Annotated in this window: 29 protein-coding genes and 1 riboswitch; of the genes, 11 read left to right on the top strand and 18 right to left on the bottom strand. The window is 63.1% G+C overall.

Annotation, left to right across the window (positions count from 1 at the left end):
• The first annotated feature begins 41 nt into the window (after positions 1–41).
• Together VXM67_RS22820 and VXM67_RS22825 are read left to right on the top strand one after the other, a co-directional pair.
• On the top strand, positions 42–1,037 hold the full coding sequence (locus VXM67_RS22820; RefSeq protein WP_104883316.1) for a class I SAM-dependent methyltransferase: 996 nt from the start codon (positions 42–44) through the stop codon (positions 1,035–1,037).
• 42 nt (positions 1,038–1,079) lie between these two features.
• Positions 1,080–1,199: riboswitch (yybP-ykoY riboswitch) on the top strand.
• 91 nt (positions 1,200–1,290) lie between these two features.
• Positions 1,291–1,872 (top strand): TMEM165/GDT1 family protein, encoded by a 582-nt coding sequence (locus VXM67_RS22825; protein WP_177325268.1) that lies wholly within the window; start codon positions 1,291–1,293, stop codon positions 1,870–1,872.
• Between the two features lie 38 nt (positions 1,873–1,910).
• Here VXM67_RS22825 and VXM67_RS22830 read toward each other — a convergent pair whose 3' ends face one another.
• The 4 genes from VXM67_RS22830 to VXM67_RS22845 form a co-directional block, all read right to left on the bottom strand.
• Positions 1,911–2,726: a M48 family metallopeptidase gene (locus VXM67_RS22830; RefSeq protein WP_023382328.1), complete on the bottom strand. Its 816-nt coding sequence runs from the start codon at positions 2,724–2,726 to the stop codon at positions 1,911–1,913.
• A gap of 74 nt (positions 2,727–2,800) precedes the next feature.
• The gene (locus VXM67_RS22835; protein WP_023382329.1) at positions 2,801–3,421 is read right to left on the bottom strand and encodes an SOS response-associated peptidase; all 621 of its coding nucleotides are present in this window, start codon (positions 3,419–3,421) and stop codon (positions 2,801–2,803) included.
• A gap of 15 nt (positions 3,422–3,436) precedes the next feature.
• Positions 3,437–3,697, bottom strand: a complete 261-nt coding sequence (locus tag VXM67_RS22840) for a DUF2007 domain-containing protein (protein WP_023382330.1) — start codon at positions 3,695–3,697, stop codon at positions 3,437–3,439.
• Positions 3,697–3,882, bottom strand: coding sequence for a CPXCG motif-containing cysteine-rich protein (locus tag VXM67_RS22845; RefSeq protein ID WP_023382331.1), 186 nt, complete (start codon positions 3,880–3,882; stop codon positions 3,697–3,699). The genes VXM67_RS22840 and VXM67_RS22845 overlap by 1 nt, the downstream gene beginning before the upstream one ends.
• Positions 3,883–4,004: 122 nt before the next feature.
• On the opposite strand from VXM67_RS22845, the gene VXM67_RS22850 reads away from it, so the two are divergent.
• Positions 4,005–5,174, top strand: coding sequence for a 1-acyl-sn-glycerol-3-phosphate acyltransferase (locus tag VXM67_RS22850; protein WP_162144447.1), 1,170 nt, complete (start codon positions 4,005–4,007; stop codon positions 5,172–5,174).
• 36 nt (positions 5,175–5,210) lie between these two features.
• Here the strand turns inward: VXM67_RS22850 and VXM67_RS22855 are convergent, their stop codons facing one another.
• The gene (locus tag VXM67_RS22855; RefSeq protein ID WP_023382333.1) at positions 5,211–5,471 is read right to left on the bottom strand and encodes a hypothetical protein; all 261 of its coding nucleotides are present in this window, start codon (positions 5,469–5,471) and stop codon (positions 5,211–5,213) included.
• A gap of 165 nt (positions 5,472–5,636) precedes the next feature.
• Entirely contained in the window at positions 5,637–6,221 is a 585-nt protein-coding gene (locus VXM67_RS22860; protein ID WP_023382334.1) for a YajG family lipoprotein, read from the bottom strand.
• Between the two features lie 764 nt (positions 6,222–6,985).
• Between VXM67_RS22860 and mqo the strand changes: the two genes are divergently transcribed.
• Complete coding sequence (mqo, locus tag VXM67_RS22865; protein ID WP_023382335.1) at positions 6,986–8,491, top strand: malate dehydrogenase (quinone); 1,506 nt, start codon at positions 6,986–6,988, stop codon at positions 8,489–8,491.
• A 122-nt stretch (positions 8,492–8,613) separates the two neighbouring features.
• On the opposite strand, the gene VXM67_RS22870 is transcribed toward mqo, so the two are convergent.
• From VXM67_RS22870 to VXM67_RS22885, 4 genes are all read right to left on the bottom strand, one after another.
• Positions 8,614–8,904 (bottom strand): PA4642 family protein, encoded by a 291-nt coding sequence (locus VXM67_RS22870; RefSeq protein ID WP_023382336.1) that lies wholly within the window; start codon positions 8,902–8,904, stop codon positions 8,614–8,616.
• A gap of 68 nt (positions 8,905–8,972) precedes the next feature.
• A complete protein-coding gene (locus VXM67_RS22875) occupies positions 8,973–9,443 on the bottom strand; it encodes a hypothetical protein (protein WP_023382337.1) in 471 nt (156 codons plus the stop codon).
• Between the two features lie 112 nt (positions 9,444–9,555).
• Positions 9,556–10,029: a WbuC family cupin fold metalloprotein gene (locus tag VXM67_RS22880; protein ID WP_023382338.1), complete on the bottom strand. Its 474-nt coding sequence runs from the start codon at positions 10,027–10,029 to the stop codon at positions 9,556–9,558.
• 2 nt (positions 10,030–10,031) lie between these two features.
• The gene (locus VXM67_RS22885) at positions 10,032–10,589 is read right to left on the bottom strand and encodes a hypoxanthine-guanine phosphoribosyltransferase (protein ID WP_023382339.1); all 558 of its coding nucleotides are present in this window, start codon (positions 10,587–10,589) and stop codon (positions 10,032–10,034) included.
• A 162-nt stretch (positions 10,590–10,751) separates the two neighbouring features.
• On the opposite strand from VXM67_RS22885, the gene upp reads away from it, so the two are divergent.
• On the top strand, positions 10,752–11,390 hold the full coding sequence (gene upp / locus VXM67_RS22890) for a uracil phosphoribosyltransferase (RefSeq protein ID WP_023382340.1): 639 nt from the start codon (positions 10,752–10,754) through the stop codon (positions 11,388–11,390).
• Between the two features lie 2 nt (positions 11,391–11,392).
• Positions 11,393–12,667: a uracil-xanthine permease family protein gene (locus tag VXM67_RS22895; RefSeq protein WP_023382341.1), complete on the top strand. Its 1,275-nt coding sequence runs from the start codon at positions 11,393–11,395 to the stop codon at positions 12,665–12,667.
• A 77-nt stretch (positions 12,668–12,744) separates the two neighbouring features.
• Here VXM67_RS22895 and hemH read toward each other — a convergent pair whose 3' ends face one another.
• Both hemH and VXM67_RS22905 read right to left on the bottom strand, forming a co-directional pair.
• Complete coding sequence (gene hemH / locus VXM67_RS22900; RefSeq protein WP_023382342.1) at positions 12,745–13,758, bottom strand: ferrochelatase; 1,014 nt, start codon at positions 13,756–13,758, stop codon at positions 12,745–12,747.
• Positions 13,759–13,771: 13 nt separating this feature from the next.
• The gene (locus VXM67_RS22905; RefSeq protein WP_023382343.1) at positions 13,772–14,677 is read right to left on the bottom strand and encodes a TIGR01777 family oxidoreductase; all 906 of its coding nucleotides are present in this window, start codon (positions 14,675–14,677) and stop codon (positions 13,772–13,774) included.
• Between the two features lie 199 nt (positions 14,678–14,876).
• On the opposite strand from VXM67_RS22905, the gene VXM67_RS22910 reads away from it, so the two are divergent.
• From VXM67_RS22910 to VXM67_RS22930, 5 genes are all read left to right on the top strand, one after another.
• The gene (locus tag VXM67_RS22910; RefSeq protein ID WP_023382345.1) at positions 14,877–15,863 is read left to right on the top strand and encodes an NAD(P)/FAD-dependent oxidoreductase; all 987 of its coding nucleotides are present in this window, start codon (positions 14,877–14,879) and stop codon (positions 15,861–15,863) included.
• Between the two features lie 106 nt (positions 15,864–15,969).
• Entirely contained in the window at positions 15,970–16,938 is a 969-nt protein-coding gene (locus tag VXM67_RS22915) for a DUF523 and DUF1722 domain-containing protein (RefSeq protein WP_023382346.1), read from the top strand.
• Entirely contained in the window at positions 16,928–17,824 is an 897-nt protein-coding gene (locus VXM67_RS22920; protein ID WP_023382347.1) for a MerR family transcriptional regulator, read from the top strand. Before VXM67_RS22915 ends, VXM67_RS22920 begins: the two co-directional genes overlap by 11 nt.
• Complete coding sequence (phrB, locus tag VXM67_RS22925; protein WP_367237388.1) at positions 17,815–19,257, top strand: deoxyribodipyrimidine photo-lyase; 1,443 nt, start codon at positions 17,815–17,817, stop codon at positions 19,255–19,257. Before VXM67_RS22920 ends, phrB begins: the two co-directional genes overlap by 10 nt.
• A complete protein-coding gene (locus VXM67_RS22930) occupies positions 19,254–19,952 on the top strand; it encodes an SDR family oxidoreductase (protein WP_186598710.1) in 699 nt (232 codons plus the stop codon). The genes phrB and VXM67_RS22930 overlap by 4 nt, the downstream gene beginning before the upstream one ends.
• A 37-nt stretch (positions 19,953–19,989) precedes the next feature.
• Here the strand turns inward: VXM67_RS22930 and VXM67_RS22935 are convergent, their stop codons facing one another.
• The 6 genes from VXM67_RS22935 to hemA all read right to left on the bottom strand — a co-directional run bounded on the left by VXM67_RS22935 (position 19,990) and on the right by hemA (position 25,338).
• The gene (locus VXM67_RS22935) at positions 19,990–20,508 is read right to left on the bottom strand and encodes an acyloxyacyl hydrolase (RefSeq protein WP_367237389.1); all 519 of its coding nucleotides are present in this window, start codon (positions 20,506–20,508) and stop codon (positions 19,990–19,992) included.
• Between the two features lie 104 nt (positions 20,509–20,612).
• Positions 20,613–21,410, bottom strand: coding sequence for a glutamate racemase (murI, locus tag VXM67_RS22940; protein ID WP_023382351.1), 798 nt, complete (start codon positions 21,408–21,410; stop codon positions 20,613–20,615).
• Entirely contained in the window at positions 21,403–22,158 is a 756-nt protein-coding gene (locus tag VXM67_RS22945; RefSeq protein ID WP_023382352.1) for a molybdopterin-synthase adenylyltransferase MoeB, read from the bottom strand. The genes murI and VXM67_RS22945 overlap by 8 nt, the downstream gene beginning before the upstream one ends.
• Complete coding sequence (gene prmC, locus VXM67_RS22950; RefSeq protein WP_027907460.1) at positions 22,152–22,982, bottom strand: peptide chain release factor N(5)-glutamine methyltransferase; 831 nt, start codon at positions 22,980–22,982, stop codon at positions 22,152–22,154. Before prmC ends, VXM67_RS22945 begins: the two co-directional genes overlap by 7 nt.
• Positions 22,982–24,064, bottom strand: a complete 1,083-nt coding sequence (gene prfA, locus VXM67_RS22955) for a peptide chain release factor 1 (RefSeq protein WP_023382354.1) — start codon at positions 24,062–24,064, stop codon at positions 22,982–22,984. The genes prmC and prfA overlap by 1 nt, the downstream gene beginning before the upstream one ends.
• Positions 24,061–25,338 carry a glutamyl-tRNA reductase gene (gene hemA, locus VXM67_RS22960; protein WP_023382355.1) on the bottom strand — a complete coding sequence of 426 codons (1,278 nt, stop codon included), beginning with the start codon at positions 25,336–25,338 and terminating at the stop codon, positions 24,061–24,063. The genes prfA and hemA overlap by 4 nt, the downstream gene beginning before the upstream one ends.
• Positions 25,339–25,387: the final 49 nt, after the last annotated feature.

The raw sequence follows: 25,387 nt of genomic DNA on the forward strand, positions 1-25,387 counted from the left end.
CCTCTGCTACACTGCGCCACTTTTTTCAGGAGGCGTCGTCCATGGACCCGCGCAGTGAAGTATTGCTCCGCCAGGCGGACCTGTTCCAGGGGCCGCTGCTGATCGCCGGTGCGCCCGCCGACGACTTGCTCGGCCAGTTGCCCAGTGCCCATGGCTGGACCTGGCATGCGGGCGACCAGTCCGTGCTCGACAGCCGCTTCCCGGGGCGCAGCCATTACGCGGTGGAAGCGCCTGAGGTGGCATTCGAGGCGGCGGTGCTGTTCCTGCCCAAGTCCCGCGAGCTGGCCGCCTACTTGCTCAACGCCCTGGCTTCGCGCCTGAAAGGACGCGCGCTGTACCTGGTGGGCGAGAAGCGAGGCGGCATCGAAGGCGCGGCCAAACAGTTGCAGGCCTTCGGCAAGCCCCGCAAGCTCGACAGCGCCCGTCATTGCCAGCTGTGGCAAGTGACGGTGGAAAACGCCCCCGAGGCCAAACCGCTGGAAACCCTTGCCGAGCGCTTCGAACTGGACCTGGAGGATGGCCCCCTGCACGTGGTCAGCCTGCCGGGCGTGTTCAGCCATGGCCGACTCGACCGTGGCACCGCCCTGTTACTCAAGCACTTGGACGACCTGCCTGTGGGCCATGTGCTGGACTTCGGCTGTGGCGCCGGTGTGCTGGGGGCCACGGTCAAGCGACGCTACCCGCAAAGCAGCGTGACCTTGCTCGACGTCGATGCCTTCGCAGTGGCCGCCAGTCGCCTGACCCTGGCCGCCAACGGCCTGGAAGGTGAAGTGATCAGCGGTGACGGGATCGACGCAGCGCCCCGCGACCTGAGCTTGATCCTGAGCAACCCACCGTTCCACACCGGCGTCCATACCAATTACCAGGCATCGGAAAACCTGTTGAAAAAATCAGGCGAACACCTGCGAAAAGGCGGCGAAATCCGCCTTGTGGCCAACAGTTTCCTGCGCTATCAGCCGCTGATCGAAGCGGCCTTGGGCCAGTGTCACACGCTCGCCGAGGCGGATGGGTTCCGGATCTACAAAGCGACCCGCTGATAAAAACAGGGCTTGCCGAAACCGTTTCGACTAGGCAGAATCCGCACCGTCCTAGGGGAGTAGTCTCCCGCGAGCGCCCTGCTCGCCCGGTACGCGTCAACACACTTGGCCCACAGGCCATGGCGCGTGCGACCCATGATCTGCGCAGACAGGTCCAGGGTTTGACAAGACCTATGACACGCACACCTTACCCGGGGCGGGGAGGTCGTACGTGTCATAGCCGTGTCGACCCGCCCCCGTAGGAAACCTGATGCTGGAATCTTTGCTCGTACCCACCGCAATCGTTGCCCTGGCCGAAATCGGCGACAAGACGCAACTGCTCGCACTCATCCTCGCTGCACGCTTTCGCAAGCCCTGGCCAATCATCGCCGGCATCATTGCAGCCACGCTGGCCAACCATGCCGCTGCCGGCGCGGTAGGCGCCTGGGTCAGCGGGTTCTTCAGCGAGACGACGCTGCACTGGATTCTGGCCGCGAGCTTTGCCGCCACGGCGCTGTGGACCCTGGTACCGGACAAGATGGATGACGACGAGAATCCGGCCCGCCGTTTCGGGCCGTTCCTGACCACGCTGATCGCCTTCTTCCTCGCCGAAATCGGTGACAAGACACAGGTAGCCACCGTAATGCTGGCCGCTCAATATCCGCACCTGATCATGGTCATCATCGGCACCACCCTGGGCATGCTGATTGCCAACGTGCCGGTGGTACTGGCGGGTAACTTCGCGGCGGAGAAACTGCCGTTGGCGCTGATTCGTCGCCTGGCAGCTGCTGCGTTCTTCGTGCTGGCGATCGTCGCCGTCTACTCGGCGATGAAGGCCAGTGGCTGGGTGGGGTAAGGCAGTGCCCTGGGGCCGCGTTGCGGCCCCAGGCAACCTTACTTCTTGGCAGCTTCGTACAGAGGCATCACCTTCGGAATGGCCGCCTGCAACGAAGCGATCCGACTGCTGGACGCCGGGTGGGTGCTCATGAACTCGGGCGGTGCGCCTTCGGACGCCTTGCTCATCTTGTTCCACAGGGTGATCGCGGCATTCGGGTCGTAGCCGGCACGTGCCGAAAGCTCCAGGCCAATCAGGTCGGCCTCGTTCTCGTTGGCACGGCTGTTGGGCAACGTCATGGCGTAGTTCACCACGGTGTCGGCCAAGGCCATGCCGCTCTGGCCGAGGCCGAACAGCGCGCCAGCACCCTGGCGGGCCATCTCGACCCCATAGGCCTTGGACATCGCTTCGCGGCTGTGCTCGCGCAGGGCGTGGGCGATTTCGTGGCCGACGACCGCGGCAATCTCGGCGTCGGTGAGCTTGAGCTTATCGATCAGGCCGGTGTAGACGATGATCTTACCGCCTGGGCCGCAGTTGGCGTTGAGCTCATCGCTCTTGATGACATTGACTTCCCATTTCCACTGCGCGGCATCCGGGCGGAAGATCGGCGCCTGGGCAATCAGACGGTCTGCGATGGCGCGAACCCGCTTGGCATCGCTGCTGGACTTGTCCAGCACACCCTTGCTCGAAGCCTCACCCAACGTTTGCTGGTAAGACTGCGCGTACATCTGATTGACCTCATCGGTCGAAAGCATACTGAACATGTACTGCTGGCGCTCGACACCGACGGCACCGCCGCTGGTGGTGTTCACCGCCTGGCAGCCAGCCAGCAGGATGCCAGCACTCAACAGGCTGACAACGAATGACTTACGCATGAAAACACTCCCTTTTTACATGCGGCGTATCCTAGGACGAGTCCCCTGCCCCTTGCCATAGCCGCAGGTAAGATTTATGCCGGGGTCAGACACTCGGGCGCATCCAGCTTCGGGTCGTTGACGAAATTGGCCAACGCCCGCTCGCGCAGGGTAACGGTCGGCAAAGCCAGCAACTCGTGCAACCGCAGCACCGGCGTGTCCGGATCCAGCCACGCCGCCTGCGCTGCCTCGTCGAGAATCAGCGGCCGGCGCTGGTTCATCGCTGCCTGGGTCACCACCGCGCAACTGAGCCACACCTGGTCCTGCACTGGATACGCCTCCCAGATCGCGGCGAAGTACAGCGACGAACCTTCTGCCGGCGTCAGCCAATACGGGCGCTTGCGCACCGAACCGCGCCACTCGTAGAAACCATTGGCAGGCATCAGGCAACGGCGCTGACGAAAGGCCTCACGGAACATCGGCTGTTCGGCGAGGGTTTCGGCGCGGGCATGGGCAGGCGTGCGGGAAAGGTCGGTAAGCCAGGCTGGGGTCAGCCCCCAGCGAGCCTTGTCCAGTTGCTGCCGACCGTCGAGCTGTCGCTGGATCAGCACCGAGTGGCCGGGGGAGATATTCCATTGCGCCGGCTGGCCGGCAGGGAAGCCCGGCAGGCTGGCAAGCGCCTGGGGCCAGCGAAACAGGGCATAACGTCCACACATGGGCGAATTCTGAACCTAGCAGATCAAGGTACCGGGAAAACTCTCCGGTTCGTCGCCGGCAAGCGGCTGGGCATCATTGTACGCTTCGATCAGATGCCGTGCGTAACCGGCCTGCTCATCCGGCACGGCAATGCCGAGCAGGCCGTATACCGGCAACTCGCCTACACCACCCACAAGGTCGCGCCCAATCAGGTGCACCTCGATGCCTTCGCTGGTCAGCATGCCCAACAGCATCTGCGCCTCCAGCAGGTTTTCCGGATCGTAGATTCTCTGCATCAGGCATCATCCTCGCGTCTGACGTCGAGCATCCATTCGTCACCGTGCACCTGCAGAATGAACACGACAGGCTGGCAACACACCTGGCAATCCTCGGTGTAGACCTGATCGCCACCGGACAGGTCGACTGTGGTTTCCACCCGTTCACCACAATAAGGACAATCGTAGAAGTCGGTTTCCAGCATCGCGGCCTCCGCAGTGACTTATGCGTATAATTGCCGGTCTGTTTACAGGGCCTGTGAGTGTCCGAGCCGTTTTTCGGACCCCATCCCTACTTTATTACCCTAGCCGTTTCCAACAAGAGAGCATGATGGGCGAATTCGATGCCATCCGACCGTACGACGACGCTGAGGTCCCTGCCGTTCTGGCACGCCTGCTCAGCGACCCGGCATTCCTCGATATCCTCACCCACTTCCGCTTCCCGCGTGCAGCGGGCCCGCTCGGCTGGCTGCTCAAGCCGCTGATCGCCCGCCGCCTGCGCAAGGAGTTCGCGGGCGTCACGTGCGTCGCGACCTTGCAGGACAAGGTCGAGTACTACGTCGACCACACCATCGAACGCGCCACCGACGGCGTGACCTATTCCGGCGTAGAGCAACTCAAGTCCGGTACGGCCTACCTGTTCCTGGCCAACCACCGCGACATCGTCATGGACCCGGCCTTCGTCAACTACGCGGTGTACCATGCCGGCCTGCCGACCCCGCGCATCGCCATTGGCGACAACCTGCTGCAAAAGCCCTTCGTCAGCGACATGATGCGCCTGAACAAGAGCTTCATCGTGCACCGTTCGCTGACCGGTCGCCGCGAAAAGCTGGCCGCCTACCAACTGCTCTCGGCCTATATCAACCACTCGATTCGTAATGACTGCGTATCGATCTGGATCGCCCAGGCCGAAGGCCGCGCCAAGGACGGTGACGATCGCACCGATTCGGCGATCCTCAAGATGTTCCACATGAGCCGCAAGGACGAGCCGTTCGGCGCAGTGATCCAGGGCCTGAACCTGATTCCGGTCTCGATCAGCTACGAGTATGACCCGTGCGACCTGGCCAAGGCGCGCGAGCTGTACATCCGCGCCACCACCGGCACCTACAAGAAGGCGCCTGGCGAAGATGACAACAGCATCGCCAAGGGCATCACTGGCTACAAAGGCCGGGTGCACATCAACTTCGCTCCGCCAGTGACCGAGTATTACGAAGACACCAAGCAGTTGGCGCAGGAAATCGACCGGCAGATCCTCGGCGGCTACCGGTTGTTCCCGGTGCACTACCTGGCCTACGCGATGTGGGCAGAGAAGGATGAAGCGCTGCACGTGCCGAGCGCCGAGACCCTGTTCCCGGCAGACGAACTGGCCCGAGCCAAGGAAGAGTGGCAGCGCCGGCTGGAGGCATGCCCTGAAGAGCAGCGACCGTACCTGATATTGCAGTATGCGACGCCAGTACGTAACCAGTATCAGGTCAAGCAGCAGGCGCCCGTGGCCTGATCGGCCGAACCCCATCGCCGGCGTGCCGGCGATGGCTCAGATCCAGGTGCTGAACCAGGACAGCAGCAGTGCCATGGCCAGGCAGGAAAAGCCCAGGATGTAGTAGTAGCGCGGCACGCGCAGGTCGAAAGCCTCCACCACGCCTTCGTCCATCGCCAGGCTTTCGCGGGTTACGGCTTCGCGCCGCCGGGCGCTGTGCAGCAACAATCCGCCCGGGCACGTCATCAACAGTGCCAGCAGATTGATCAGCTTGGTCGGGTGGGCAACCAGGAAGCCCCAGAGCACTTGCAACGACATCACGCAACCTCGGTTAGAACGACAGCGAAGGCCGGCATTCTACCCAACTCCGCTTGCACCGCCCGGCCCAGGCGACAAAGTGTCATGCGATTTCATGTCGAGGCCGTTTGAAACGTGTCGACCCCATCCCCGGCGAGCCGGCGATGGGGCCGATCGAGCCGAAGGTTACTCGCCCAGGACCTGGCCGATGGTCGGGTCCTTGAACAGGCGCGTGAGGGCATCGCTCAGCACGTCACCGACCAGCTTGGTGTTGGTTTCCTGATTCGGCGCCATGCCGAAACGCTGGTCCAGCGATGCACCGTAGCGGCCGCTGTAGCGACGGTTGGCATTGGACACGTCGGCACGGAAGGTGGCACCGATGGTAGCCTCGGTCACATACAGGTTGTCCTTGGGCGACTGGTATTTCAGCTCGGCCAGGGTCACGGTCAGTTGCGGTGCGTTGTAGGCGTTGGGGGTCGGGGTGAAGCCAAGCAGGCGCACGGCTGCTTCTGCCTGGGCTTGCAGCTTGGGCACGATGTCGTTGCCACTGACGCTGATGGTGCTGGTTTCAGGGTACATGCCACCGCGAGTACCCAGCGATTGCGAAGCCCGCCCATCGACGACCTTGACCACCACGGGCTGGCCATGACCGACCGGCGCGAGCTGGGCAGTGAGTTTGGGTTGCGGGCTGAGTTGTTGCGGGCTGTGGGCACAACCGACCAGGCTGAGGCTGGCCACGGCAATCAAACCGAACAACAGACGTTGCAACATGCGCGTTTCTCCAGAAAATGCGGCAAAGGCCCCCAGTATACTCAGCCAGGCCCTGACCAGTCATCGGCCTGCCCCGTCGTAAAGCCACTCTGGCACCCGACCAAAGCCGGGATTTGCACCCGCGCAAGCCCCGATGGCACCCACGCACCGCATTTCCCAGACAAACGCTGCAATAAAAACTACGAATTACGACCTTTCTGCCCGCGACATCGTTATAATCTCCCCCCGATTATAAGGACGTCTCCTGATCGGGCCCCGCATTCGCCGATTGACCCCGGCACCTTCAACGCTTCGCCCACAGAGAGCCTTCCACTCAGGTCTTGCATCGGCTGTCGTGCCTGCTTTTCCGGCCCTTCGCACTGCATGAACCTGTGGGTTGCCATCGCGCAGTCCCCTTTTGAGGTTCACGTCTCCAAAAGAGCGTGAAAAAACGGTTTTTCACAACTTCACGAGAGTGTGGCGAGCAAATGAACAGTCTGGCATGTGTAAAAGCGGCAGATGTGTCCCGAACAGCCCTGAACAGGCGGCTAACGCGTTCATCCCGGATGGATGTCTGAGGTCGTTCCATAACGCACGCACGACACCTTGACCATTAGTCGAATTGCCGCACCTGTGGCAAGCGGCGTTCAATAGCCGAACCCGAAGACTGATTGGCGGTGTCCGCGGAAGTTGCAAGAACTGCGAAAAGTCGGACATGGCGATCCTGGCGACCCTGGGGTCCTATGCTGTCAATTAGGTAGCTGTAGATTGTGGAGACGCGTTAAATGGCGCAGAACGAATCGGTTGATGTGGTACTGGTAGGCGCGGGCATCATGAGTGCCACCTTGGCCGTACTGCTCAAGGAGCTTGACCCGACCCTGAAGCTTGAGGTCGTCGAGGCGATGGACTCCGGAGCCGCGGAAAGCTCCAACCCCTGGAACAACGCAGGTACCGGCCATGCCGGGCTGTGCGAGCTGAACTACACGCCCCAGGCCGCCGATGGCAGCATCGACATCAAGAAGGCCGTGCACATCAACACCCAGTTCGAGGTTTCGCGCCAGTTCTGGGCCTACCTGAGCAAAAAAGGCAGCTTCGGCTCGCCGCGCGCCTTCATCAACCCGGTGCCGCACCTGAGCTACGTCGAAGGTGACAAGGGTATCTCCTTCCTCAAGAAGCGCTTCGAGCTGCTCAAGCAGCACCATGCCTTCGCCGAGATGGAGTACACCGAAGACAAGGAAGTGATGAAAGAGTGGATGCCGCTGATGATGCCGGGCCGTCCGGCCGACCAGCGCATCGCCGCCACTCGCGTGCTCAAGGGCACCGACGTCAACTTCGGCGCCCTGACCAACAAGCTGCTCAAGCTGCTGAGCACCAGCCAGGACGCCCAGGTCAAGTACAGCAAGAAAGTCGTCGGCCTGCGCCGTAACGGCAGCGGCTGGACCGTCAGCATCAAGGACGTCAACAGCGGCGGCAGCCGTGAAGTGGACGCCCGTTTCGTCTTCCTCGGCGCCGGTGGCGCGGCCCTGCCGCTGCTGCAAATGTCCGGCATTCCGGAAAGCAAAGGTTTCGGCGGTTTCCCGGTGAGCGGCCAGTGGTTGCGCTGCGACAACCCGGAAATCGTCAAGCAACACCAGGCCAAGGTCTACAGCCAGGCCGCGGTTGGCGCGCCGCCCATGTCGGTACCGCACCTGGATACCCGTGTGGTAGATGGCAAGAAATCGCTGCTGTTCGGGCCGTACGCCGGCTTCACCACCAAGTTCCTCAAGCACGGCTCGCTCATGGACCTGCCGCTGTCTGTACGCATGGGCAACATCGGCCCGATGCTGGCGGTCGCGCGCGACAACATGGACCTGACCAAGTACCTGGTCAGCGAAGTGATGCAGTCGATGGAGCAACGCCTGGAATCCCTGCGTCGCTTCTACCCGCAGGCCAAAGCCGAGGACTGGCGCCTGGAAGTGGCCGGTCAGCGCGTGCAGATCATCAAGAAGGACCCGAAGAAAGGCGGCATCCTGCAGTTCGGTACCGAGCTGGTCTCGGCCCAGGACGGCAGCCTCGCAGCCTTGCTGGGTGCATCGCCAGGTGCTTCGGTGACCGTGTCGATCATGCTCGAACTGATCGAGCGCTGCTTCCCCGAGCAGGCCAAGGGCGCCTGGGCTGCCAAGCTCAAGGAGATCTTCCCGGCTCGCGAGAAGACCCTGGCCAACGATGCCGCGCTGTACCACAAGATCAGTGCCGACAACGATGCGGCCCTGGATCTGGTCGAAAGCAGCCCGGCCAAGCACTACGCCTGATCTGGCTGAAACGAAAAAACGCCCCTCGGGGCGTTTTTTTGTGTCTGCTCGCTGTGCCGCCTATACCGCCCTGCCCCTTTAGGAGCCGGCTCGCCGGTGATAGGGCCGGTTCAGGCGGCCGATCAGCCGCGGGCTTTATCGATGATCTCGATGTACTCCGGCGCATTGCGCTGGTCGGCGATCAACTCGACGAAGGTCTTGCCGTGCTCGTCCTTGCCGTCCAAGTCATGGCCGGCCTCGACGAAGAAACCGACAAAGCGCTCGAAATCGTCGACACGCAGACCACGATAGGCCTTGACCAGCTTGTGCAGCGACGGCGAGGTCACGCCATCGGCCGGCTCGAACTGAAGGAACGTCTTGACGTAGTCATCGCTGATCTCGTCACCAATCACCTGCTTCTTGTCTTTGCGCATTGCCGGCTCCAACTGGACCATCACGGGATTTCGAAGGCCGGCAGTTTACCCCCCTCAGGCGACAGGCCTCAACGCGTACGTACAGTGCCGGTGTGCAGGTCGGCCCAGACATGGCCGTTGGCGTAGGTCAGAAATTGCACGTAGACAGTTTCGTTACGCAGCAGGTCCATGACCACGCGATAATCGCTGACCGGGTAATTCAGGCTCAGCGTGCGGGTCTTTTCGTCGTACACCGGCTTCTTCAAACTCTTGCCGGCCTCACCGTCGAAGGTCAGCAGCACCTGGCCGATGGTCGCGCCCTTGCTCAGCGGCTTGCCCTTGAGGCGCATCTGCAGCGAGGCGGTGATCGGGATCGGTTGCTGGTCGGACTGACGTTGGGCTCCCACCACCACCGAGTAGTCGGTCACTTGCAGCAACTGCTGACCGGTCGGCGCTTCCTGGCGCAATGACAAGTCATCGGGTGGGAGAAACTGGCTGTGCAACGGTGCGGCGCAAAGCGGCAGGCTTACGACCAGCAACAGGGAAAGAATCGCACGCATGTGAGGCTCCTTGGCATGAAGGAGCACTCTAGCACGCCGGGTTTTGGCTGTACGGCCCTATTGCCGCGGATCGGCACCAGCACACGCCGGCGTCCTGGCTGGGCAGCACGCCTCAATCGAATTGCGCGATCATCCAGGCCAGGTATTGCGCCACGCCCTCGTCGCCTTCACGCGGCGCCCAGTGGGCATGCTCGCCTTCAGCCAAGGCCCGGTACGGCCCAGCCTTGCACTCGAACAGAATGCTGTCAGGCTCCAGTACGACCAGCCCGTGATAAAGCCCAGGCACAAGATCCACGCCCAGGCAGTCGCCACCGGCCTGCAGCACGCGCTTGTCGCATACCTGGCCGTCTTCATTGAAAATCAGCAGGCCCAGGCGCCCCTTGAGCACCAGCAGGGTTTCAGCCTTGTCGGCGCTCAGGTGCCGGTGCGGCGCGATGTAGGTGGAGGGCTGCAAGCCGACCGCCACCCGGTGGCACGGCTCATCCATTTCATGAAAGGTGTGATGATGCCGCTGGCGCGGCACCTCGGCGGCTGTGCTGGCCAGCCTGGCGAACAGCGTTTGGTCGATGAACTCAGGCCGGCGCATGCTTACAACCCCTTGACCGCGAAGATGCCGTTGGCGTTGCGCCAGTAGCCCTTGTAGTCCATACCATAGCCGAAGATGTAGCGATCGACGCATGGCAGGCCGACATAGTTGGCCTTGAGGTCCGGGCTGGCCTTGCGGTCGTGGTCCTTGTCGATCAGCACGGCAGTGTGTACCGAACGGGCGCCGGCATGCTTGCAGAAGTCGATGATGGCGCTGAGGGTGTGGCCTTCGTCGAGAATGTCATCGACGATCAACACGTCGCGGTCGATGAACGACACTTCCGGCTTGGCCTTCCAGAACAGCTCGCCACCGCTGGTTTGATTGCGGTAGCGGGTAGCGTGCAGGTAAGAGGCTTCGAGTGGGAACTGCAGGTGGGTCAGCAGCTTGCCGGCGAAGATCAGGCCACCGTTCATCACGCAGAAAACCACCGGGTTCTTGTCGTGCAGGTCCTTGCAGATCTGCTCGCCGACTTTGGCGATGGCCGCTTCGACCTCAGCTTCGTTGTACAGGCAGTCTGCTTCGCGCATGACTTGACGGATGTGCTCGAGATCAGCGGACATGGCGCTCTCCAGGGGGTGCATTTTGGAAAAGCGGGCAAAGGTACGCATCCGCTCGTCCCGAATCAAGCATTTATGGACTAACGTCCAGAATGACTGCACGACAGCACAGGCTGAATAGATTAATCTAGCGCGGTTTTTTTGCCCGCCTTTCGGAGCCCCCCTATGCCCACTCGTGAGATCCGCCATCCGCTGATCCGCCATAAGCTCGGCCTGATGCGCCGTGCCGATATCAGCACCAAGAATTTTCGCGAACTCGCCCAGGAAGTCGGCGCGCTTCTGACCTACGAAGCCACCCAGGACCTGCCGCTCGAAACCTACGAAATCGACGGTTGGTGTGGCAAGGTCCAAGTGGAAAAAATCGCCGGCAAGAAGATCACCGTGGTGCCAATCCTGCGGGCCGGTATCGGCATGCTCGACGGCGTGCTCAGCCTGATTCCGGGCGCCAAGGTCAGCGCCGTGGGCGTTGCGCGCAACGAAGAAACCCTCGAAGCGCACACTTACCTGGAAAAGCTCGCCCCGGACATCAACCAGCGCCTGGCCCTGATCATCGACCCGATGCTGGCCACCGGCGGCTCGATGGTCGCCACCATCGACCTGCTGAAGAAGGCCGGCTGCAAGGAAATCCGCGCCATGGTCCTGGTCGCCGCGCCAGAGGGCATCGAGGTGGTGGAAAAAGCCCACCCGGACGTCCAGATCTACACCGCGTCGATCGACCAGCACCTGAACGAGCACGGTTACATCGTTCCAGGCCTGGGCGACGCTGGCGACAAGATCTTCGGCACCAAGCAGAAGGACGCCTGACCATGCAGGACGGCTTCAACGACCCGCTCTGGCGCCAGGTCGTTTCGGGCGCGCAGATGCTCTTCGTGGCATTCGGCGCGCTGGTGCTGATGCCACTGATCACCGGCCTCGATCCGAACGTCGCGCTGTTCACCGCAGGCATCGGCACCTTGCTGTTCCAGTTGGTCACCGGTCGGCAAGTGCCGGTATTCCTGGCGTCGAGCTTTGCCTTCATCACCCCGATCATTCTCGCCAAGGGCCAGTTCGGCCTGGCCGAGACCATGGGCGGCGTGATGGCCGCAGGCTTCGTGTACACCTTCATGGGCCTGATGGTGAAGATCAAGGGCACCGGTTTCATCGACCGCATGCTGCCGCCTGTGGTCATCGGCCCGGTGATCATCTCCATTGGCCTGGCCATGGCCCCGATCGCCGCGAACATGGCCATGGGCAAGGCCGGTGACGGCAGTGTGCTGCTGCCGTACAAGACCGCCATGCTGATCTCCATGCCGGCACTGCTGACCACCCTGATCGTCGCCGTGTTCGGCAAGGGTATCTTCCGCCTGGTGCCGATCATCGCCGGTGTACTGGTGGGCTTCGCCCTGTCGTTCGCCTTCGGCGTGGTCGATACCGCCAAGATCGCCGCCGCGCCATGGCTGGAGCTGCCCAACTTCACCGCGCCCGCGTTCAACTGGCAGGCCATCCTGTTCATCGTGCCCGTGGCGCTGGCCCCGGCCATCGAACACATCGGCGGCGTGATCGCCGTCGGTAGCGTGACCGGTCGCGACTACCTGAAGAAGCCAGGTCTGCACCGCACCTTGCTGGGCGATGGCCTGGCGACCACCGCGGCCGGCCTGTTCGGTGGCCCGCCCAATACCACCTACGCCGAAGTGACTGGCGCGGTGATGCTGACCAAGAACTACAACCCGAAGATCATGACCTGGGCGGCGATCTTCGCCATCAGCCTGGCCTTCATCGGCAAGTTCGGCGCATTGCTGCAGAGCATTCCGGTTCCGGTGATGGGCGGCATTCTCTGCCTGTTGTTCGGCTCGATCGCGGCGGTAGGCATGAACACCATGATCCGCCACAAGATCGACCTGGCCGAGGCGCGCAACCTGGTGATCGTGTCGGTAACACTGGTGTTCGGTATCGGCGGCGTGTTGATCGGCAGCGGCGACGGCCCGGACGACTGGGGCCTCAAGGGCATTGCCCTGTGCGCCATCGTGGCCATTGCGCTGAACCTGATTCTGCCGGGCAACGACAGCTGGAAGCACAAGAAACTGGACGACCAGTTGCCCTGAGTGACTGAGCCCCCATCGCCGGCAAGCCGGCTCCTACGGGAGCCGGTTCACGGCTGAGAGAGGGGGGCGCAAACGCCTTATACCTTCTCGCACATTCCCGCCAGCACCCTCACCCACTCCGGGTGGTCATTCAGGCAAGGCACCAGCACCAACTCCCCGCCCCCCGCCTCGACAAACTGCTCACTCCCCCGCTGGCCAATTTCCTCCAGCGTTTCAATGCAGTCGGCCACGAATGCCGGGCACATCACCAACAGCTTCTTCACACCGGCCTTGCCCAGTTCGTCCAGACGCGTTTCGGTGTAGGGCTCGATCCATTTGGCCCGCCCCAGGCGAGACTGGAACGACACTGACCATTTGCCATCCGGGAGGCCCATCCTGGCTGCAAACGCCTTGGCCGTGGCCAGGCACTGCCCGCGATAGCACACCGCGCGCATTTCGGCGCTGGCGTCCTTGCAGCAATCGGCGGCCTGGAAATCGTGCTGGCCGGTCGGATCGAGCTTTTTCAAATGGCGCTCTGGCAGGCCATGGAAACTCAGCAACAGGTGATCGTAGTCCTGCTGCAGATAAGGCTTGGCACTGGCCACCAGGGCGTCGATGTATTCGGGGTGATCGTAGAACGGTTGCAGCACACGCATCTGCAAGGGCAATTGCTTATCGGCAATCGTCTGGTTCGCCAGCGTCACCACGGTGGTGACCGTGCTGTCGGCAAACTGGGGATACAGTGGCGCCAGGGTAACCTTGCGCACCCCCTGTGCGGCCAATCGCGCCAGCACATCGGGCAATGCCGGCTCGCCGTAGCGCATGGCAATTTCAACGGGGCCGTGGGGCCAGTGCTCGACCATGGCCGCCTGCAAGCGTCGGGTCAGCACCACCAGAGGCGAACCCTCGTCCCACCAGATCGAGGCATAGGCATGGGCCGACTGCTCCGGGCGCTTGATCAGGATCAGCGATACCAGCAGACGCCGCACCGGCCACGGCAGGTCGATCACATAAGGGTCCATCAGGAACTGGTTGAGGTAACGGCGTACATCGGCCACCGAGGTGCTGGCGGGTGAACCCAGGTTGACCAGTAGCAGGGCGTGATCGGTCATGCAGCGTCCTATGTCAGAGGCGGCTGGACAGGCTGTCCAGCGCCGATTGCAGATCGTTGAAACGGAACGTGAAGCCCGCCGCCAGCAAGCGCGCTGGGCGGGCCCGTTGGCCGCCGAGCAGCAGGATCGACAACTCGCCCAGGCCTGCCTTCAGCAGCAGCCTGGGTACCGGCAGCACTGCTGGCCGGTGCAGGGTCCGGCCCAGACGCCTGGCGAACTCGCGGTTGCGCACAGGTTCAGGGGCGCAGGCATTATAAGGACCGCTAGCGTCCTTATGCTTCAACAGAAAATCAATCAAGGCGATTTCATCGTCTATGTGGACCCAGGGCATCCACTGCCGGCCATCGCCCAAAGGCCCGCCCAGGCCGAGTTTGAACGGCAGGCGCAGGCGCGACAAAAAGCCGCCATCGGCAGCCAGTACCAAGCCGGTTCGCACCAGCACCACACGTATGCCCAAGGCTTGGGCGCGCGATGCGGTTTCTTCCCAGGCGATGCACAGCTGGCTGGCGAAATCCTCACGCACAGGCGGCGAGGACTCGGTCAGCTCACGCTCACCGCCATCTCCGTACCACCCCACGGCGGACCCTGAAACCAGCACCTCGGGACGTTGTGCCCTGGCCTCGAGCCAGGCCAGCAATTGTTCGGTCAGGGTGACCCGGCTGGCCCAGAGCACGCTGCGCCGGCCCGCCGTCCAAGGTCGGTCCGCAATGGGCGCGCCGGCCAGATTGACCACCGCATCAAGCACTTCGTCGGCGGCCAGGTCTTCCAGCCGGGCTATCCCACGCACCCCACTGCCACACAACCTGGGCACTTGTTCGGGGCGGCGGCTCCAGACCGTGAGACGATGACCCTGGCTTGACCAGAGTTGGCACAGGTGCTGGCCAATCAAGCCGGTACCGCCTGTCAGCAATATATGCATGGCTGTGTCCTCGTGGAGTGCCGCTGTGGTCTATTTTTAAGATCAAGGCACTTTCCTGACCAGATGTTTGACCCAACGCTCTCGTTAAACATAGGCCACCCTGTTCCATGAAGCAGCATAACCTTATACAAAAATTATGCATTGTACAGGTTTGCCTGACAGCGTAGTCTGCGTAACAGCACGGTTCGAAGAGGCCATCATGACAGTACCAATCGCTATCATCGGTGCCGGCATAGCCGGCCTGTCCGCCGCCCAGGCCTTGCAGAAGGCCGGGCAGGCCGTCCATTTGTTCGACAAGGGCCATGGCAGTGGCGGTCGCATGGCCAGCAAACGCAGTGAGGCCGGTGCGCTCGATCTGGGCGCCCAGTACTTCACTGCCCGCGATCGACGCTTCGTCGAGCAGGTGCAACAGTGGGTCGCCAACGGCTGGGCCGCGCAATGGAAGCCGCAGTTGTACAACTACCGCGACGGCGAACTGACCCCCTCCCCCGACGAGCAGACCCGCTGGGTCGGCGTGCCTCGCATGAGCGCGATCACCCGTGGGCTACTCAAGGATGTGACAGTCAACTTCGGCTGCCGCATCGCCGAGGTCTTCCGTGGCAAACAGTTCTGGCACCTGCAGGACACCGAAGGCTGCAGCCATGGTCCCTACAGCCGCGTGGTCATCGCAGTGCCGGCGCCTCAGGCCACTCCGCTGCTTGCCGCTACGCCCAAGCTCGCCGCCGTCGCGGCAGGGGTGACGATGGAGCCGACCTGGGCCATTGCCCTGGGCTTCCAGACACCCTTGGACACCCCGATGCAAGGCTGCTTCGTCCAGGACAACCCGCTCGACTGGCTGGCCCGTAATCGCAGCAAGCCAGGACGGGACGGGCATCTCGATACTTGGGTCCTGCACGCCACCTCCACCTGGAGCAGACACCACATCGACCTGCACAAGGACGAAGTGATCGAACAACTGTTGGGAGAGTTCGCCGAGTTGATCGGTTGCGTGGTGCCACCTCCGACGTTCTCCCTCGCCCACCGCTGGCTATACGCGCGCCCAGCGGGCAATCACGAATGGGGCGCCCTGGCCGATGCCGACCAAGGCCTGTATGCCTGTGGCGATTGGTGCCTGTCCGGACGGGTCGAAGGTGCCTGGCTCAGTGGCCAGGAGGCCGCACGCCGCCTTCTGGAACACCTTGAGTAAGCGAGCGCTAAACCTATACAAAAAAAACCAGGTTGCATAAATTTCTGGTTGTGCTGGAATAGCCTTGTACACACATTTATTTCTGTACAGGTCTCCGGAGACAACCATGCTCGAGCCTTCTGCCCACCGTAAGCCTCGAATCGGCATCAGCGCCTGCCTTACCGGGCACAATGTGCGTTACAACGGCGGGCACAAGGCGTCCGAATTGTGCCTCGGCCAGCTCGAACAGCACTTCGAATGGATGCCGGTGTGCCCTGAAGTGGCCATCGGCCTTGGCATTCCCCGAGACGCCATCCGTCTGGTGGGCGACCCCGAAAAGCCTGAAGTGGTCGGCACACGCAACCCCGGTACCGACCTGTCAGGGCCGCTGCGTGCCTACGGCGAGCAGATGGCCACTCAACTGCACGATATCTGCGGCTACATCTTCATGCAGAAGTCCCCCTCGTGCGGGCTGGAACGGGTCAAGGTCTATCAGGAGGCCGGGCACCCAGCGCGCAAAGGCGGGCGTGGCGCGTTCGCGGCGGCTTTCTGCGAACGGCGCCCAGACCTGCCGGTGGAGGAGGAAGGCCGCCTGCACGACCCGGTGCTGCGGGAAAACTTCATCAGCCGCGTCTACGCCTACGCCGATTGGCAACACCTGCTGGCCGAGGGCCTGAGCCGTGGTGCACTGATCCGCTTTCACTCGCGCTACAAGTACCTGCTGATGGCCAACAATCCCCAGGCCTATCGCGAGCTCGGCCGCCTGCTTGGCAACATGCGCAAGGACGACGACCCGTTGGTGATAGGGCCGCGTTACTTCAGCCTGCTCATGCAGGCCCTGCGTCGCTGTGCCAGCCGCGGCACCCATGGCAACGTCCTGCAGCACCTCACCGGCTACCTCAAGGACTCACTCAGTTCGCAGGACAAGGCCGAGTTGCAAACCATCATCGGCCAGTACCAGCAGGGCGTGATACCGCTGGTGGTACCCCTGACCCTGCTCAAGCACCATTTGCGCAAGCACCCGGATCCTTACTTGCTACAGCAGGCCTACCTGCAACCTCACCCCGAGGACCTGGGGCTGCGCAATGCCGTCTGAACTGCTACCCATCGGCGAGCTGGCTCGCCGCACCGGCGTAAACCCAGTCACCCTCCGGGCGTGGGAACGGCGCTATGGTCTGCTCAAGCCGCAGCGCACCAGCAAAGGCCACCGGCTGTATCCGCTGGACCAGCTGGCGCGCGTCGAGGCCATTCTTGCCTGGTTGGAACGCGGTGCATCGGTCGGCCAAGTACGCGAGCTGCTCGACCAGCCTGCCAACAGCGCGCCCCAGGGCGACTGGCAGGCCCGTCAGGAACACTTGATCGAGGCCGTCGCCAGCCTCTCGCAACGCGCACTCGACCAGCAACTGAACCAGGTGATGGCCCTCTACCCTGCCATCACCCTGTGCGAGCAATTGCTGCTGCCCTTGCTCGACAGCCTCGCACAGCGCTGGCGCAGCTACTTCAACGCCCGCCTTGAGCAGGTGTTCTTCCACACCTGGCTGCGCAGCAAACTGGGCGCTCGGGTCTATCACGACAACCAGTTGCTGTCCGGCCCGCCAGTGCTGCTCGCCGAAGACAGCGAACGGCCTTTCGACATCAGCTTGTGGCTGTATGCCTGGCTCCTCAGCAGCAACGGCATCGCCGTGGAGGTGCTCGAATACCCCGTCAGCGGGCCAGAGTTGCAACGCGCCGTCGCCGCCCTGCGGCCCCGCGCACTGTTGCTGCACCTGGGCCCACGCGTCGACCTGAAAGCCCTGCACCGGACCCTGGCCGAAGTGGACGGGATGAAGTTGCTGGGCGGCTTGACCGTTGCCCTGCATACCCCACCGTTGCAGGCGCTTGATCTTGACCAGCTGTTTCTGTTCGATACACCACAGGCGGCCCTGCGTTTGCTCCAACGCCAGGGCCGTCTGCCTGAAGAGTTGACCCTGCCATGCAATTGATCTGGCTGCGCACCGACCTGCGCGTTACCGACAACACTGCCTTGAGCGCCGCCTGTGAGCGCGGCCCCACCGTGGCCATCTGGCTGGCCAGTCCCGGCCAATGGCAGGACCACGACGATGCCCCCTGCAAGGTCGACTTCTGGCTGCGCAACCTGCGCACGCTGCGTCAGTCGCTGAAGGCCCTGAACATCCCGCTGCTGATCCGCACGGTCGAACGCTGGGACCAGGCCCCCGAGACCCTGCTCGCGGTCTGCAAGCAACTGCAGGTAGAAGCCGTGCACTGGAACGAGGAGTACGGCATCCACGAACACCGTCGCGACGAAGCGACGCGTCGCCTGCTGGAGCAATCCGGCATACAGGCGCACAGCTACCTCGACCAGTTGCTGTTGCGCCCCGGCACCGTCCTGACGCGCAGCGGCCAGTACTTCCAGGTGTTCGGCCAATTCAAGAAGGCCTGCTTCGAGCGGCTGCATCTGGGCCTGCCGGCACTGGCTGGCCGGGTGCAATGCCAGGCCCCGCTGAACATTCCGAGCGACCCGGTCCCGGAGCGGATCGAAGGTTTCGATACGCCAACCGATACCCTGCGAACGCTCTGGCCTGCGGGCGAGGATGAAGCACAGAAGCGGCTCCAGCGTTTTCTCGATGAAACCATCGAGAACTACCAGCACCTGCGCGACCTGCCAGCTGAGCCGGGCACCAGTCAACTGTCTGCCTATCTGGCCGCTGGCGTGATCTCGCCCCGCCAGTGCCTGCACGCTGCACTGGCCCGCAACCGAGGCGAATTGGACAGTGGCAGCGCAGGTATACAGACCTGGATCAACGAGTTGCTGTGGCGGGAGTTCTATAAACACATCCTCAATGGTTATCCACAGGTCTCCCGACACCGTGCCTTCCGCGACCAGACCGAAGCCCTGCCATGGCGCGACGCCCCTGCCGACTTCAACGCCTGGAAGGAAGGCCGTACCGGTTTCCCGATCATCGATGCCGCCATGCGCCAACTGCTGGAAACCGGTTGGATGCACAACCGTCTGCGCATGATCGTCGCCATGTTCCTGAGCAAGAACCTACTGATCGACTGGCGCCTGGGCGAGCGGCACTTCATGCGCCACCTGATCGATGGCGACCTCGCCGCCAACAATGGGGGCTGGCAATGGAGCGCCTCCACCGGCACCGACTCGGTGCCGTACTTCCGTATCTTCAACCCGGTCTCCCAGTCGCAGCGCTTCGACCCCCAAGGGCGCTTCATCCGCCACTGGCTACCGGAATTGTCGGACCTGGGCGACGAAAGGGTTCATGAGCCGATGAAGGCGGCCGATCTTTTTGCTAATAAATCCTATCACCATCCAATCGTCGATCTCACAAGCAGTCGCCAGCGCGCCCTGGAAGCTTTCAAAGGCCTTCCGCGCCGGCAGGATCAGAGGGCAGCACATTGAACAACACACTGGATTTCTGGGTAACAGGCGCCAGTAATGGACTAGGGCTGGCCTTGGTGGAGCAGTTGCTGGAAGGCGGGCACCGCGTCGCCGCCAGTGGCAGGGACAGCGAAGCGCTGGATGGATTGGCAAAGCGGTACCCCCAACAGTTGCTGCGCGTACCAGGGCAATTGCCGCTGCTCGAGCAGGCTCAGGCAGCCGCGGCGTCGATCCTGCGCAACTGGGGGGGACTGGACTGCCTGATCCTCAATGCCGGAACGTGCGACTACCTGGCCGATGACCTCCCTGAGGCCGAGCTGTTCGAAGCCATCGTCAGCACCAACCTGCACGCCAGCGAGCACTGCCTCACCAGCGCCCTGCCCTTGCTGGTCAAGCGCGATGCGCCACAAGTAATGGCGTTGCTCAGCCGTTATTCCGCCCTTCAGTTGTACTCGCCGACACGCGTGCCCAGCGGCGCCAACAGCACCGCGCAGTGGCTGCGCGAACAGCGTCAAGAGCTGCAGATCCTTGGAGTCGGGTTGACGCTGGTGGCGCCGCAGGCCATGCAAAGCCCGGCATCATCGGCCCAGGCCATACCTGAGCAGTGGACGCCGGAGCGTACGGCCGATGAACTGATACGTCGGCTGCCTCAGCGTGAGCCTGAACTGGTGCTCGAAGCCCTGACGCTGAGCAACCTGTGGCCCTTGCCACGCTGAGGACACACGCCAGCATGGCCCCGCGGCGGGGCCGTGCTTACAGCAGCATGCGGTAATGCAAGCTGTAGCTTTCTACACCATCGTTGGGCTGCCTGATGCCCGCGTTGGAATAGTGAATGGCCCGGATACCCAACTCATGGCCACCGGCAAAGCGCAGGCCCACGCCGATGCGATCTTCGAACTGGAAGGACGAGCCAAGTTCGTTGCTTTCCAGCTCGGTGCTGGAGAACAACGCAACGCCAATACCGGCCTCGATGTAAGGCTTGACCGACTCCCCGGCGAACTCGTACACGAAGACAGGCGCAAACGACAGGCTGTGGTTGCTGGCGGTTTCGTCACCGTCCCAATAGCTGTAGGCCCCATCCCAGTAGCCCGTCAGCCTGCCCACGCGGGTTTGCCACCAACTGGCGTCCCAGTTCGATTGCAGCCCCAGGCGATAGACCTGTGTGGAGTCACCGGTCTGGCCCACCGAAAACGAAACATCGGCGGCCTGCGCCGTTACCACATGCCCCAGAATCCAGGCGGCAGCCGCCGCCACGCCAAGCCGTTTCTTCATGGGAAACTTCCTTCTTCCTGATGTGTTATGACTGTTCGCCTTGTGCCAGGCAAATAGTAGAAATCGGCGATAGCACGATAGTTCAGCTTTATTCCGCGCTGTGGTTACAACGGGAAGCGTTGCACACGATCGGACTCATGCCATAGCAAAGGCAGGATATCGCTCAGGGCTTGCGGGTCGGCACTGCTCCAGAAGCGTGCCGCCTGCGCCGGCCCGTCGGCCAGCAGATCGCGAGCGGCCAGCAAACGGTGCAACTGCCGCGCAACCGCGGCGCCGGTGTCGATGATCGCAACGTCCGCCGGCACCATTTCAGCCAGCAGCGGGCGTAGGAAGGGATAATGGGTGCACCCCAGAATCAGCGTATCGCAGCCCGCGTCCAACAGCGGCTGTACGTAGCCCAGCAGCAACTGGCGCAGCTGCGCACTGCCAAGGTCGCCGGTTTCGATCCGCTCGACCAGTCCCGGGCACGGCTGGGTGACAACCTGCACGTCATTGGCAAAGCGGTCCAGCAAGGCGGCGAACTTGGCACTTTGCAGCGTGCCGGTGGTGGCCAGAACACCGACCACCCCGGAGCGAGTCGCCGCCGCAGCCGGTTTTACCGCAGGCTCCATGCCCACCAGCGGCCAATCCGGGTAGCGCTCACGCAGGTCGGCCACCGCCGCCACCGTGGCGGTATTGCACGCCAGGACCATGGCCTTGGCCCCTTGTGCGTGGAAGAACTCGGCAATGTGCCTGCAGCGTTCACGGATGTACTCCGCCGATTTCTCACCGTAGGGCACATGGCCGCAATCGGCCACGTACAACAGCGACTCGCCAGGCAGCAGGCGCTGGATTTCGGCGAGCACCGACAATCCGCCGACCCCCGAATCCATCACGCCGACCGGCGCCGAGCGTTCAGCCATGCCGGTTACCACACACGGCACAAGCCGGGTCGCGCTTGACCCGCAGCTCGCGCATGCGCGTGCCCAGTGCGTCGATCAACAGCAAGCGCCCCACCAGCGGCTCGCCGAAACCAGCCAGCAGTTTCATCGCCTCAAGGGCCTGCAAGCTGCCCACCAGCCCGACCAGCGGCCCGATGACGCCGGCCTCGCTGCAGGTCAGCTCGGCCTCGCTGCCATGGCCATACAGGCAGTGGTAGCAAGGGCTGTTGTCGCGGCGCGGGTCGAACACCGAAAGCTGCCCTTCCAGGCGAATGGCCGCACCGCTGACCAACGGCTTGCAGGCGGCCACACAGGCCGCGTTGACGGCTTCGCGGGTGGCGAAGTTGTCCGAGCAGTCCAGCACCAGGTCAACCGCCGCCACCGCCGCAGCCAGGGAGTCCTCGTCTAGTGCATGGCGATGGGCAACCAGGTTCACTTCGGGGTTGATCGCCTGCAGACGCTGGATCGCCGAGTCCACCTTGCTCATGCCGACGCTGGTGCTGTCGTGGATCACCTGCCGTTGCAGGTTGGTCAGGTCTACGGTGTCGAAGTCCGCCAGGTGCAGTTCGCCCACGCCTGCCGCCGCCAGGTACAGTGCGACCGGCGAGCCGAGGCCGCCGAGGCCGACGATCAGCGCCTTGCTGCGCTTGAGCCGCAGTTGGCCATCGATATCGACTTGGGCCAGCAGCACCTGCCGGCTATAACGCAACAGTTCCTGGTCACTCAACATGGCAGACGTCCCATCGTGATGCGTTCGTGGCCGCCCAGGTCCTTACGGCTGGCGACCTCGGTAAAGCCCCGGGCAGTCAGCAACGCCTGCACCGAAGTCGCTTGATCATAACCGTGCTCGAGCAACAACCAACCACCCGGCAGCAAGTGCTCCGGCGCCTGGTCGACGATTATCCGCAGATCATCCAGGCCATCGGGCCCCGCCACCAGGGCGCTGCTCGGTTCGAAGCGCACGTCGCCCTCCGCCAGGTGCGGGTCCTCGGCGGCGATGTAGGGCGGGTTGCTCAGGATGAGGTCGAAGCGTTGCCCCGCCAGGCTGTCGAACCAATGGCTGGCCATCACCTTCACGTTATCGAGGCCCAGGCGCTGGCGATTGCGCTCGGCAAGGGCCACTGCCTCGTCGACACGGTCCACCGCCGTCACCTGCCAGGCCGGGCAGTCGCTGGCCAGCGCCAGGGCGATGGCACCGGTACCGGTACCCAGGTCGAGCACCCTGGCTGGCGAGGCTGGCTGCAGCTGGAGGGCTGTTTCTACCAGCAGCTCGGTATCGGGACGCGGAATCAGGGTGTGTGGCGCGACCTCCAGGTCGATCTTCCAGAAGCCCTGCTGCCCGAGGATATAGGCCACCGGTTCTCCTGCGCGACGGCGCTCGAGGTAACTGGCGAAGACGTCCGCCGCCTCGCTGCTGACGATCCGCTCGGGCCAGGTGTGCAGGTAGCTGCGCGACTTACCGATGGCCGCGGCCAGCAACAGTTCGGCATCCAGTCGCTCAGTGGGCGAATCCGGCAGCTGCGCGTTGCGCAGCAAGCTGGCGATGATGGTCATTATTCCCCCAGGGCAGCCAATTGATCGGCCTGGTACTCGGCCAGCAACGGCTCGATCACGGCCTCCACGCCACCGGCGAGGATGTCGTCGAGGGAATAGAGAGTCAGGTTGATACGGTGATCGGTCACCCGGCCCTGTGGATAATTGTAGGTACGGATACGCTCGGAGCGGTCACCCGAGCCGACCAACAGCTTGCGCTCGCTGGCGATGGCGTTTTGGGCGGCACTGGTCTGCATGTCATTGAGCTTGGCTGACAACCAGGACATGGCCCGCGCACGGTTCTTGTGCTGCGAACGCTCCTCCTGGCACTCGACCACGATACCGGTCGGCAAGTGGGTGATGCGGATTGCCGAGTCGGTCTTGTTGACGTGCTGGCCGCCAGCACCCGAAGCACGGTAGGTGTCGACCCGCAAGTCAGCGGGGTTGATCTCGATGGCCACTTGCTCGTCGGGCTCAGGCAACACCGCCACCGTGCATGCGGAGGTATGGATGCGGCCCTGGGACTCGGTTTCCGGCACTCGCTGCACGCGGTGCGCGCCAGACTCGAACTTCAGCTTGCCGTAGACATTGTCGCCTTCGACACGCGCGATGATCTCTTTATAGCCGCCATGCTCGCCCTCGTTCTCCGAGAGGATCTCAAGGCGCCAGCCGCGCCGCTCGGCATAGCGTGAATACATGCGGAACAGGTCACCGGAAAAGATCGCCGCCTCATCACCGCCGGTACCTGCGCGAATCTCCAGGAACACGTTGCGACCGTCGTTGGGGTCCTTGGGCAGCAGCATGCGCTGCAGTTGCGACTCCAGGCCCACCAGTTGCTCCTTGGCCTCCCGCACCTCCTCCACCGCCATTTCGCGCAGGTCGGGGTCGGCATCCTTGAGCAGAGCCTGGGCGCCTTCGAGGTCGTCCTGAACCTTGCGCCACTCTTTATAGGCAGCGATCACCGGCTCGACTTCGGCGTATTCACGGGAATAGGCGCGGAATCGGGTCTGGTCGGAAATGACTTCGGCGTCACCGAGCAGGGCGGTGAGTTCCTCGAAGCGGTCCTGGAGCGTGTCCAGTTTGTTCAGCAGCGACGCTTTCATTGCGGGGTTTTGTCCGTCGAGCCCTCGTTGAGGGCAAAGAGTTCCTGGGCCATGGCCAGCGCATCGAGGCGGCCCTCGGCCGAGAGCTTTTTCAGTTGCACGCTGGGCGCATGCAGGAGTTTGTTGGTCAGCCCCCGGGCCAGTTGGGCCAGTACATCTTCGGGGTTGCCGCCGTTGGCCAGCAATCGCTGGGCCTTTTGCAGTTCTTCGTCGCGCAGGCGCTCGCTTTGCTGGCGATAGGCACGCAGCACATCAACCGCCGCCAGCTCGCGCAGGCGCGCCATGAAGTCCTCGGCGCCCACCGAGACCAGCTCTTCGGCAGCCTGCGCCGCACCCTGGCGGCTCTTGAGGTTTTCGGCGACCACTTCGTGCAGGTCATCGACCGTGTACAAGTACACGTCATCGAGCTCACCGACTTCAGGCTCGATGTCTCGCGGCACGGCGATATCGACCATGAAGATCGGCTTGTGCCGACGTTGTTTCAGCGCGCTTTCCACCGCGCCTTTGCCGAGGATCGGCAACTGACTGGCAGTGGAGCTGATGACGATGTCGCTGTTGGCCAGTTCCTGCGGAATGTCCGCCAGCAGCACGGCATGGGCACCGAACTGTTCGGCCAGGATACTGGCCCGCTCCAGGGTCCGGTTGGCAACCACGATCCGGCGCACGCCTTGCTCGTGGAGGTGACGGGCGACCAGGGTAATGGTCTCGCCCGCACCGATCAGCAGGGCCTGGCTGCGGCCCAGGTCGCTGAAGATCTGCCGCGCCAGGCTGACGGCGGCGAAGGCAACCGACACCGGGTTCTCGCCGATCGCGGTATCGGTCCGTACCTGCTTGGCGGCGCTGAAGGTCGCCTGGAACAAGCGCCCGAGCAGCGGTCCGATGGTGCCGGCCTCGCGGGCCACGGCGTAGGCCGACTTCATCTGGCCGAGGATCTGCGGCTCGCCGAGCACCAGCGAGTCCAGTCCGGAGGCCACCCGCATCATATGCTTCACGGCATCGTGCTCTTCATGGATGTAGGCGCTGGCGCGCAGCTCATCCAGGCTCAGCCGGTGATAGTCGGCCAGCCACTTCAGGACGGCATCGGCGGACAGGTGGTCCTGCTCTATATAGAGCTCGCTACGGTTGCAGGTCGACAGAATCGCCGCTTCGCGGCTGGCGGTCAGTCGACAGAGCTGCTGCAGGGCGTCTACCAGCTGCTCTGGGGTAAACGCCACGCGCTCGCGTACGTCTACCGAGGCAGTCTTATGGTTGATACCAAGTGCAAGAAAGGCCATGCAAGGTCGCTGGTTGTGACGAGAAGCCGATAATTGTCCTCTTTCACAG

The organism is Pseudomonas sp. Rh2, from assembly GCF_040762985.1.
In the GTDB taxonomy this organism is placed as follows: Bacteria; Pseudomonadota; Gammaproteobacteria; order Pseudomonadales; family Pseudomonadaceae; genus Aquipseudomonas; species Aquipseudomonas taiwanensis.

What these genes read in the sequence shown, in the direction of transcription:
- VXM67_RS22860 (WP_023382334.1), bottom strand. Translation starts at nt 6,221, where the DNA reads ATGTTGCAACGTCTGTTGTTCGGTTTGATTGCCGTGGCCAGCCTCAGC.
- VXM67_RS22910 (WP_023382345.1), top strand. Translation starts at nt 14,877, where the DNA reads ATGACAGTACCAATCGCTATCATCGGTGCCGGCATAGCCGGCCTGTCC.
- VXM67_RS22880 (WP_023382338.1), bottom strand. Translation starts at nt 10,029, where the DNA reads ATGCGCCGGCCTGAGTTCATCGACCAAACGCTGTTCGCCAGGCTGGCC.
- murI (WP_023382351.1), bottom strand. Translation starts at nt 21,410, where the DNA reads ATGGCTGAACGCTCGGCGCCGGTCGGCGTGATGGATTCGGGGGTCGGC.
- VXM67_RS22905 (WP_023382343.1), bottom strand. Translation starts at nt 14,677, where the DNA reads ATGCATATATTGCTGACAGGCGGTACCGGCTTGATTGGCCAGCACCTG.
- VXM67_RS22875 (WP_023382337.1), bottom strand. Translation starts at nt 9,443, where the DNA reads ATGCGTGCGATTCTTTCCCTGTTGCTGGTCGTAAGCCTGCCGCTTTGC.
- hemA (WP_023382355.1), bottom strand. Translation starts at nt 25,338, where the DNA reads ATGGCCTTTCTTGCACTTGGTATCAACCATAAGACTGCCTCGGTAGAC.
- VXM67_RS22845 (WP_023382331.1), bottom strand. Translation starts at nt 3,882, where the DNA reads ATGCTGGAAACCGACTTCTACGATTGTCCTTATTGTGGTGAACGGGTG.
- prfA (WP_023382354.1), bottom strand. Translation starts at nt 24,064, where the DNA reads ATGAAAGCGTCGCTGCTGAACAAACTGGACACGCTCCAGGACCGCTTC.
- upp (WP_023382340.1), top strand. Translation starts at nt 10,752, where the DNA reads ATGCCCACTCGTGAGATCCGCCATCCGCTGATCCGCCATAAGCTCGGC.
- VXM67_RS22830 (WP_023382328.1), bottom strand. Translation starts at nt 2,726, where the DNA reads ATGCGTAAGTCATTCGTTGTCAGCCTGTTGAGTGCTGGCATCCTGCTG.
- mqo (WP_023382335.1), top strand. Translation starts at nt 6,986, where the DNA reads ATGGCGCAGAACGAATCGGTTGATGTGGTACTGGTAGGCGCGGGCATC.
- hemH (WP_023382342.1), bottom strand. Translation starts at nt 13,758, where the DNA reads ATGACCGATCACGCCCTGCTACTGGTCAACCTGGGTTCACCCGCCAGC.
- prmC (WP_027907460.1), bottom strand. Translation starts at nt 22,982, where the DNA reads ATGACCATCATCGCCAGCTTGCTGCGCAACGCGCAGCTGCCGGATTCG.
- VXM67_RS22945 (WP_023382352.1), bottom strand. Translation starts at nt 22,158, where the DNA reads ATGTTGAGTGACCAGGAACTGTTGCGTTATAGCCGGCAGGTGCTGCTG.
- VXM67_RS22935 (WP_367237389.1), bottom strand. Translation starts at nt 20,508, where the DNA reads ATGAAGAAACGGCTTGGCGTGGCGGCGGCTGCCGCCTGGATTCTGGGG.
- VXM67_RS22895 (WP_023382341.1), top strand. Translation starts at nt 11,393, where the DNA reads ATGCAGGACGGCTTCAACGACCCGCTCTGGCGCCAGGTCGTTTCGGGC.
- VXM67_RS22915 (WP_023382346.1), top strand. Translation starts at nt 15,970, where the DNA reads ATGCTCGAGCCTTCTGCCCACCGTAAGCCTCGAATCGGCATCAGCGCC.
- VXM67_RS22885 (WP_023382339.1), bottom strand. Translation starts at nt 10,589, where the DNA reads ATGTCCGCTGATCTCGAGCACATCCGTCAAGTCATGCGCGAAGCAGAC.
- VXM67_RS22920 (WP_023382347.1), top strand. Translation starts at nt 16,928, where the DNA reads ATGCCGTCTGAACTGCTACCCATCGGCGAGCTGGCTCGCCGCACCGGC.
- VXM67_RS22820 (WP_104883316.1), top strand. Translation starts at nt 42, where the DNA reads ATGGACCCGCGCAGTGAAGTATTGCTCCGCCAGGCGGACCTGTTCCAG.
- VXM67_RS22850 (WP_162144447.1), top strand. Translation starts at nt 4,005, where the DNA reads ATGATGGGCGAATTCGATGCCATCCGACCGTACGACGACGCTGAGGTC.
- VXM67_RS22840 (WP_023382330.1), bottom strand. Translation starts at nt 3,697, where the DNA reads ATGCAGAGAATCTACGATCCGGAAAACCTGCTGGAGGCGCAGATGCTG.
- VXM67_RS22870 (WP_023382336.1), bottom strand. Translation starts at nt 8,904, where the DNA reads ATGCGCAAAGACAAGAAGCAGGTGATTGGTGACGAGATCAGCGATGAC.
- VXM67_RS22835 (WP_023382329.1), bottom strand. Translation starts at nt 3,421, where the DNA reads ATGTGTGGACGTTATGCCCTGTTTCGCTGGCCCCAGGCGCTTGCCAGC.
- VXM67_RS22855 (WP_023382333.1), bottom strand. Translation starts at nt 5,471, where the DNA reads ATGTCGTTGCAAGTGCTCTGGGGCTTCCTGGTTGCCCACCCGACCAAG.
- phrB (WP_367237388.1), top strand. Translation starts at nt 17,815, where the DNA reads ATGCAATTGATCTGGCTGCGCACCGACCTGCGCGTTACCGACAACACT.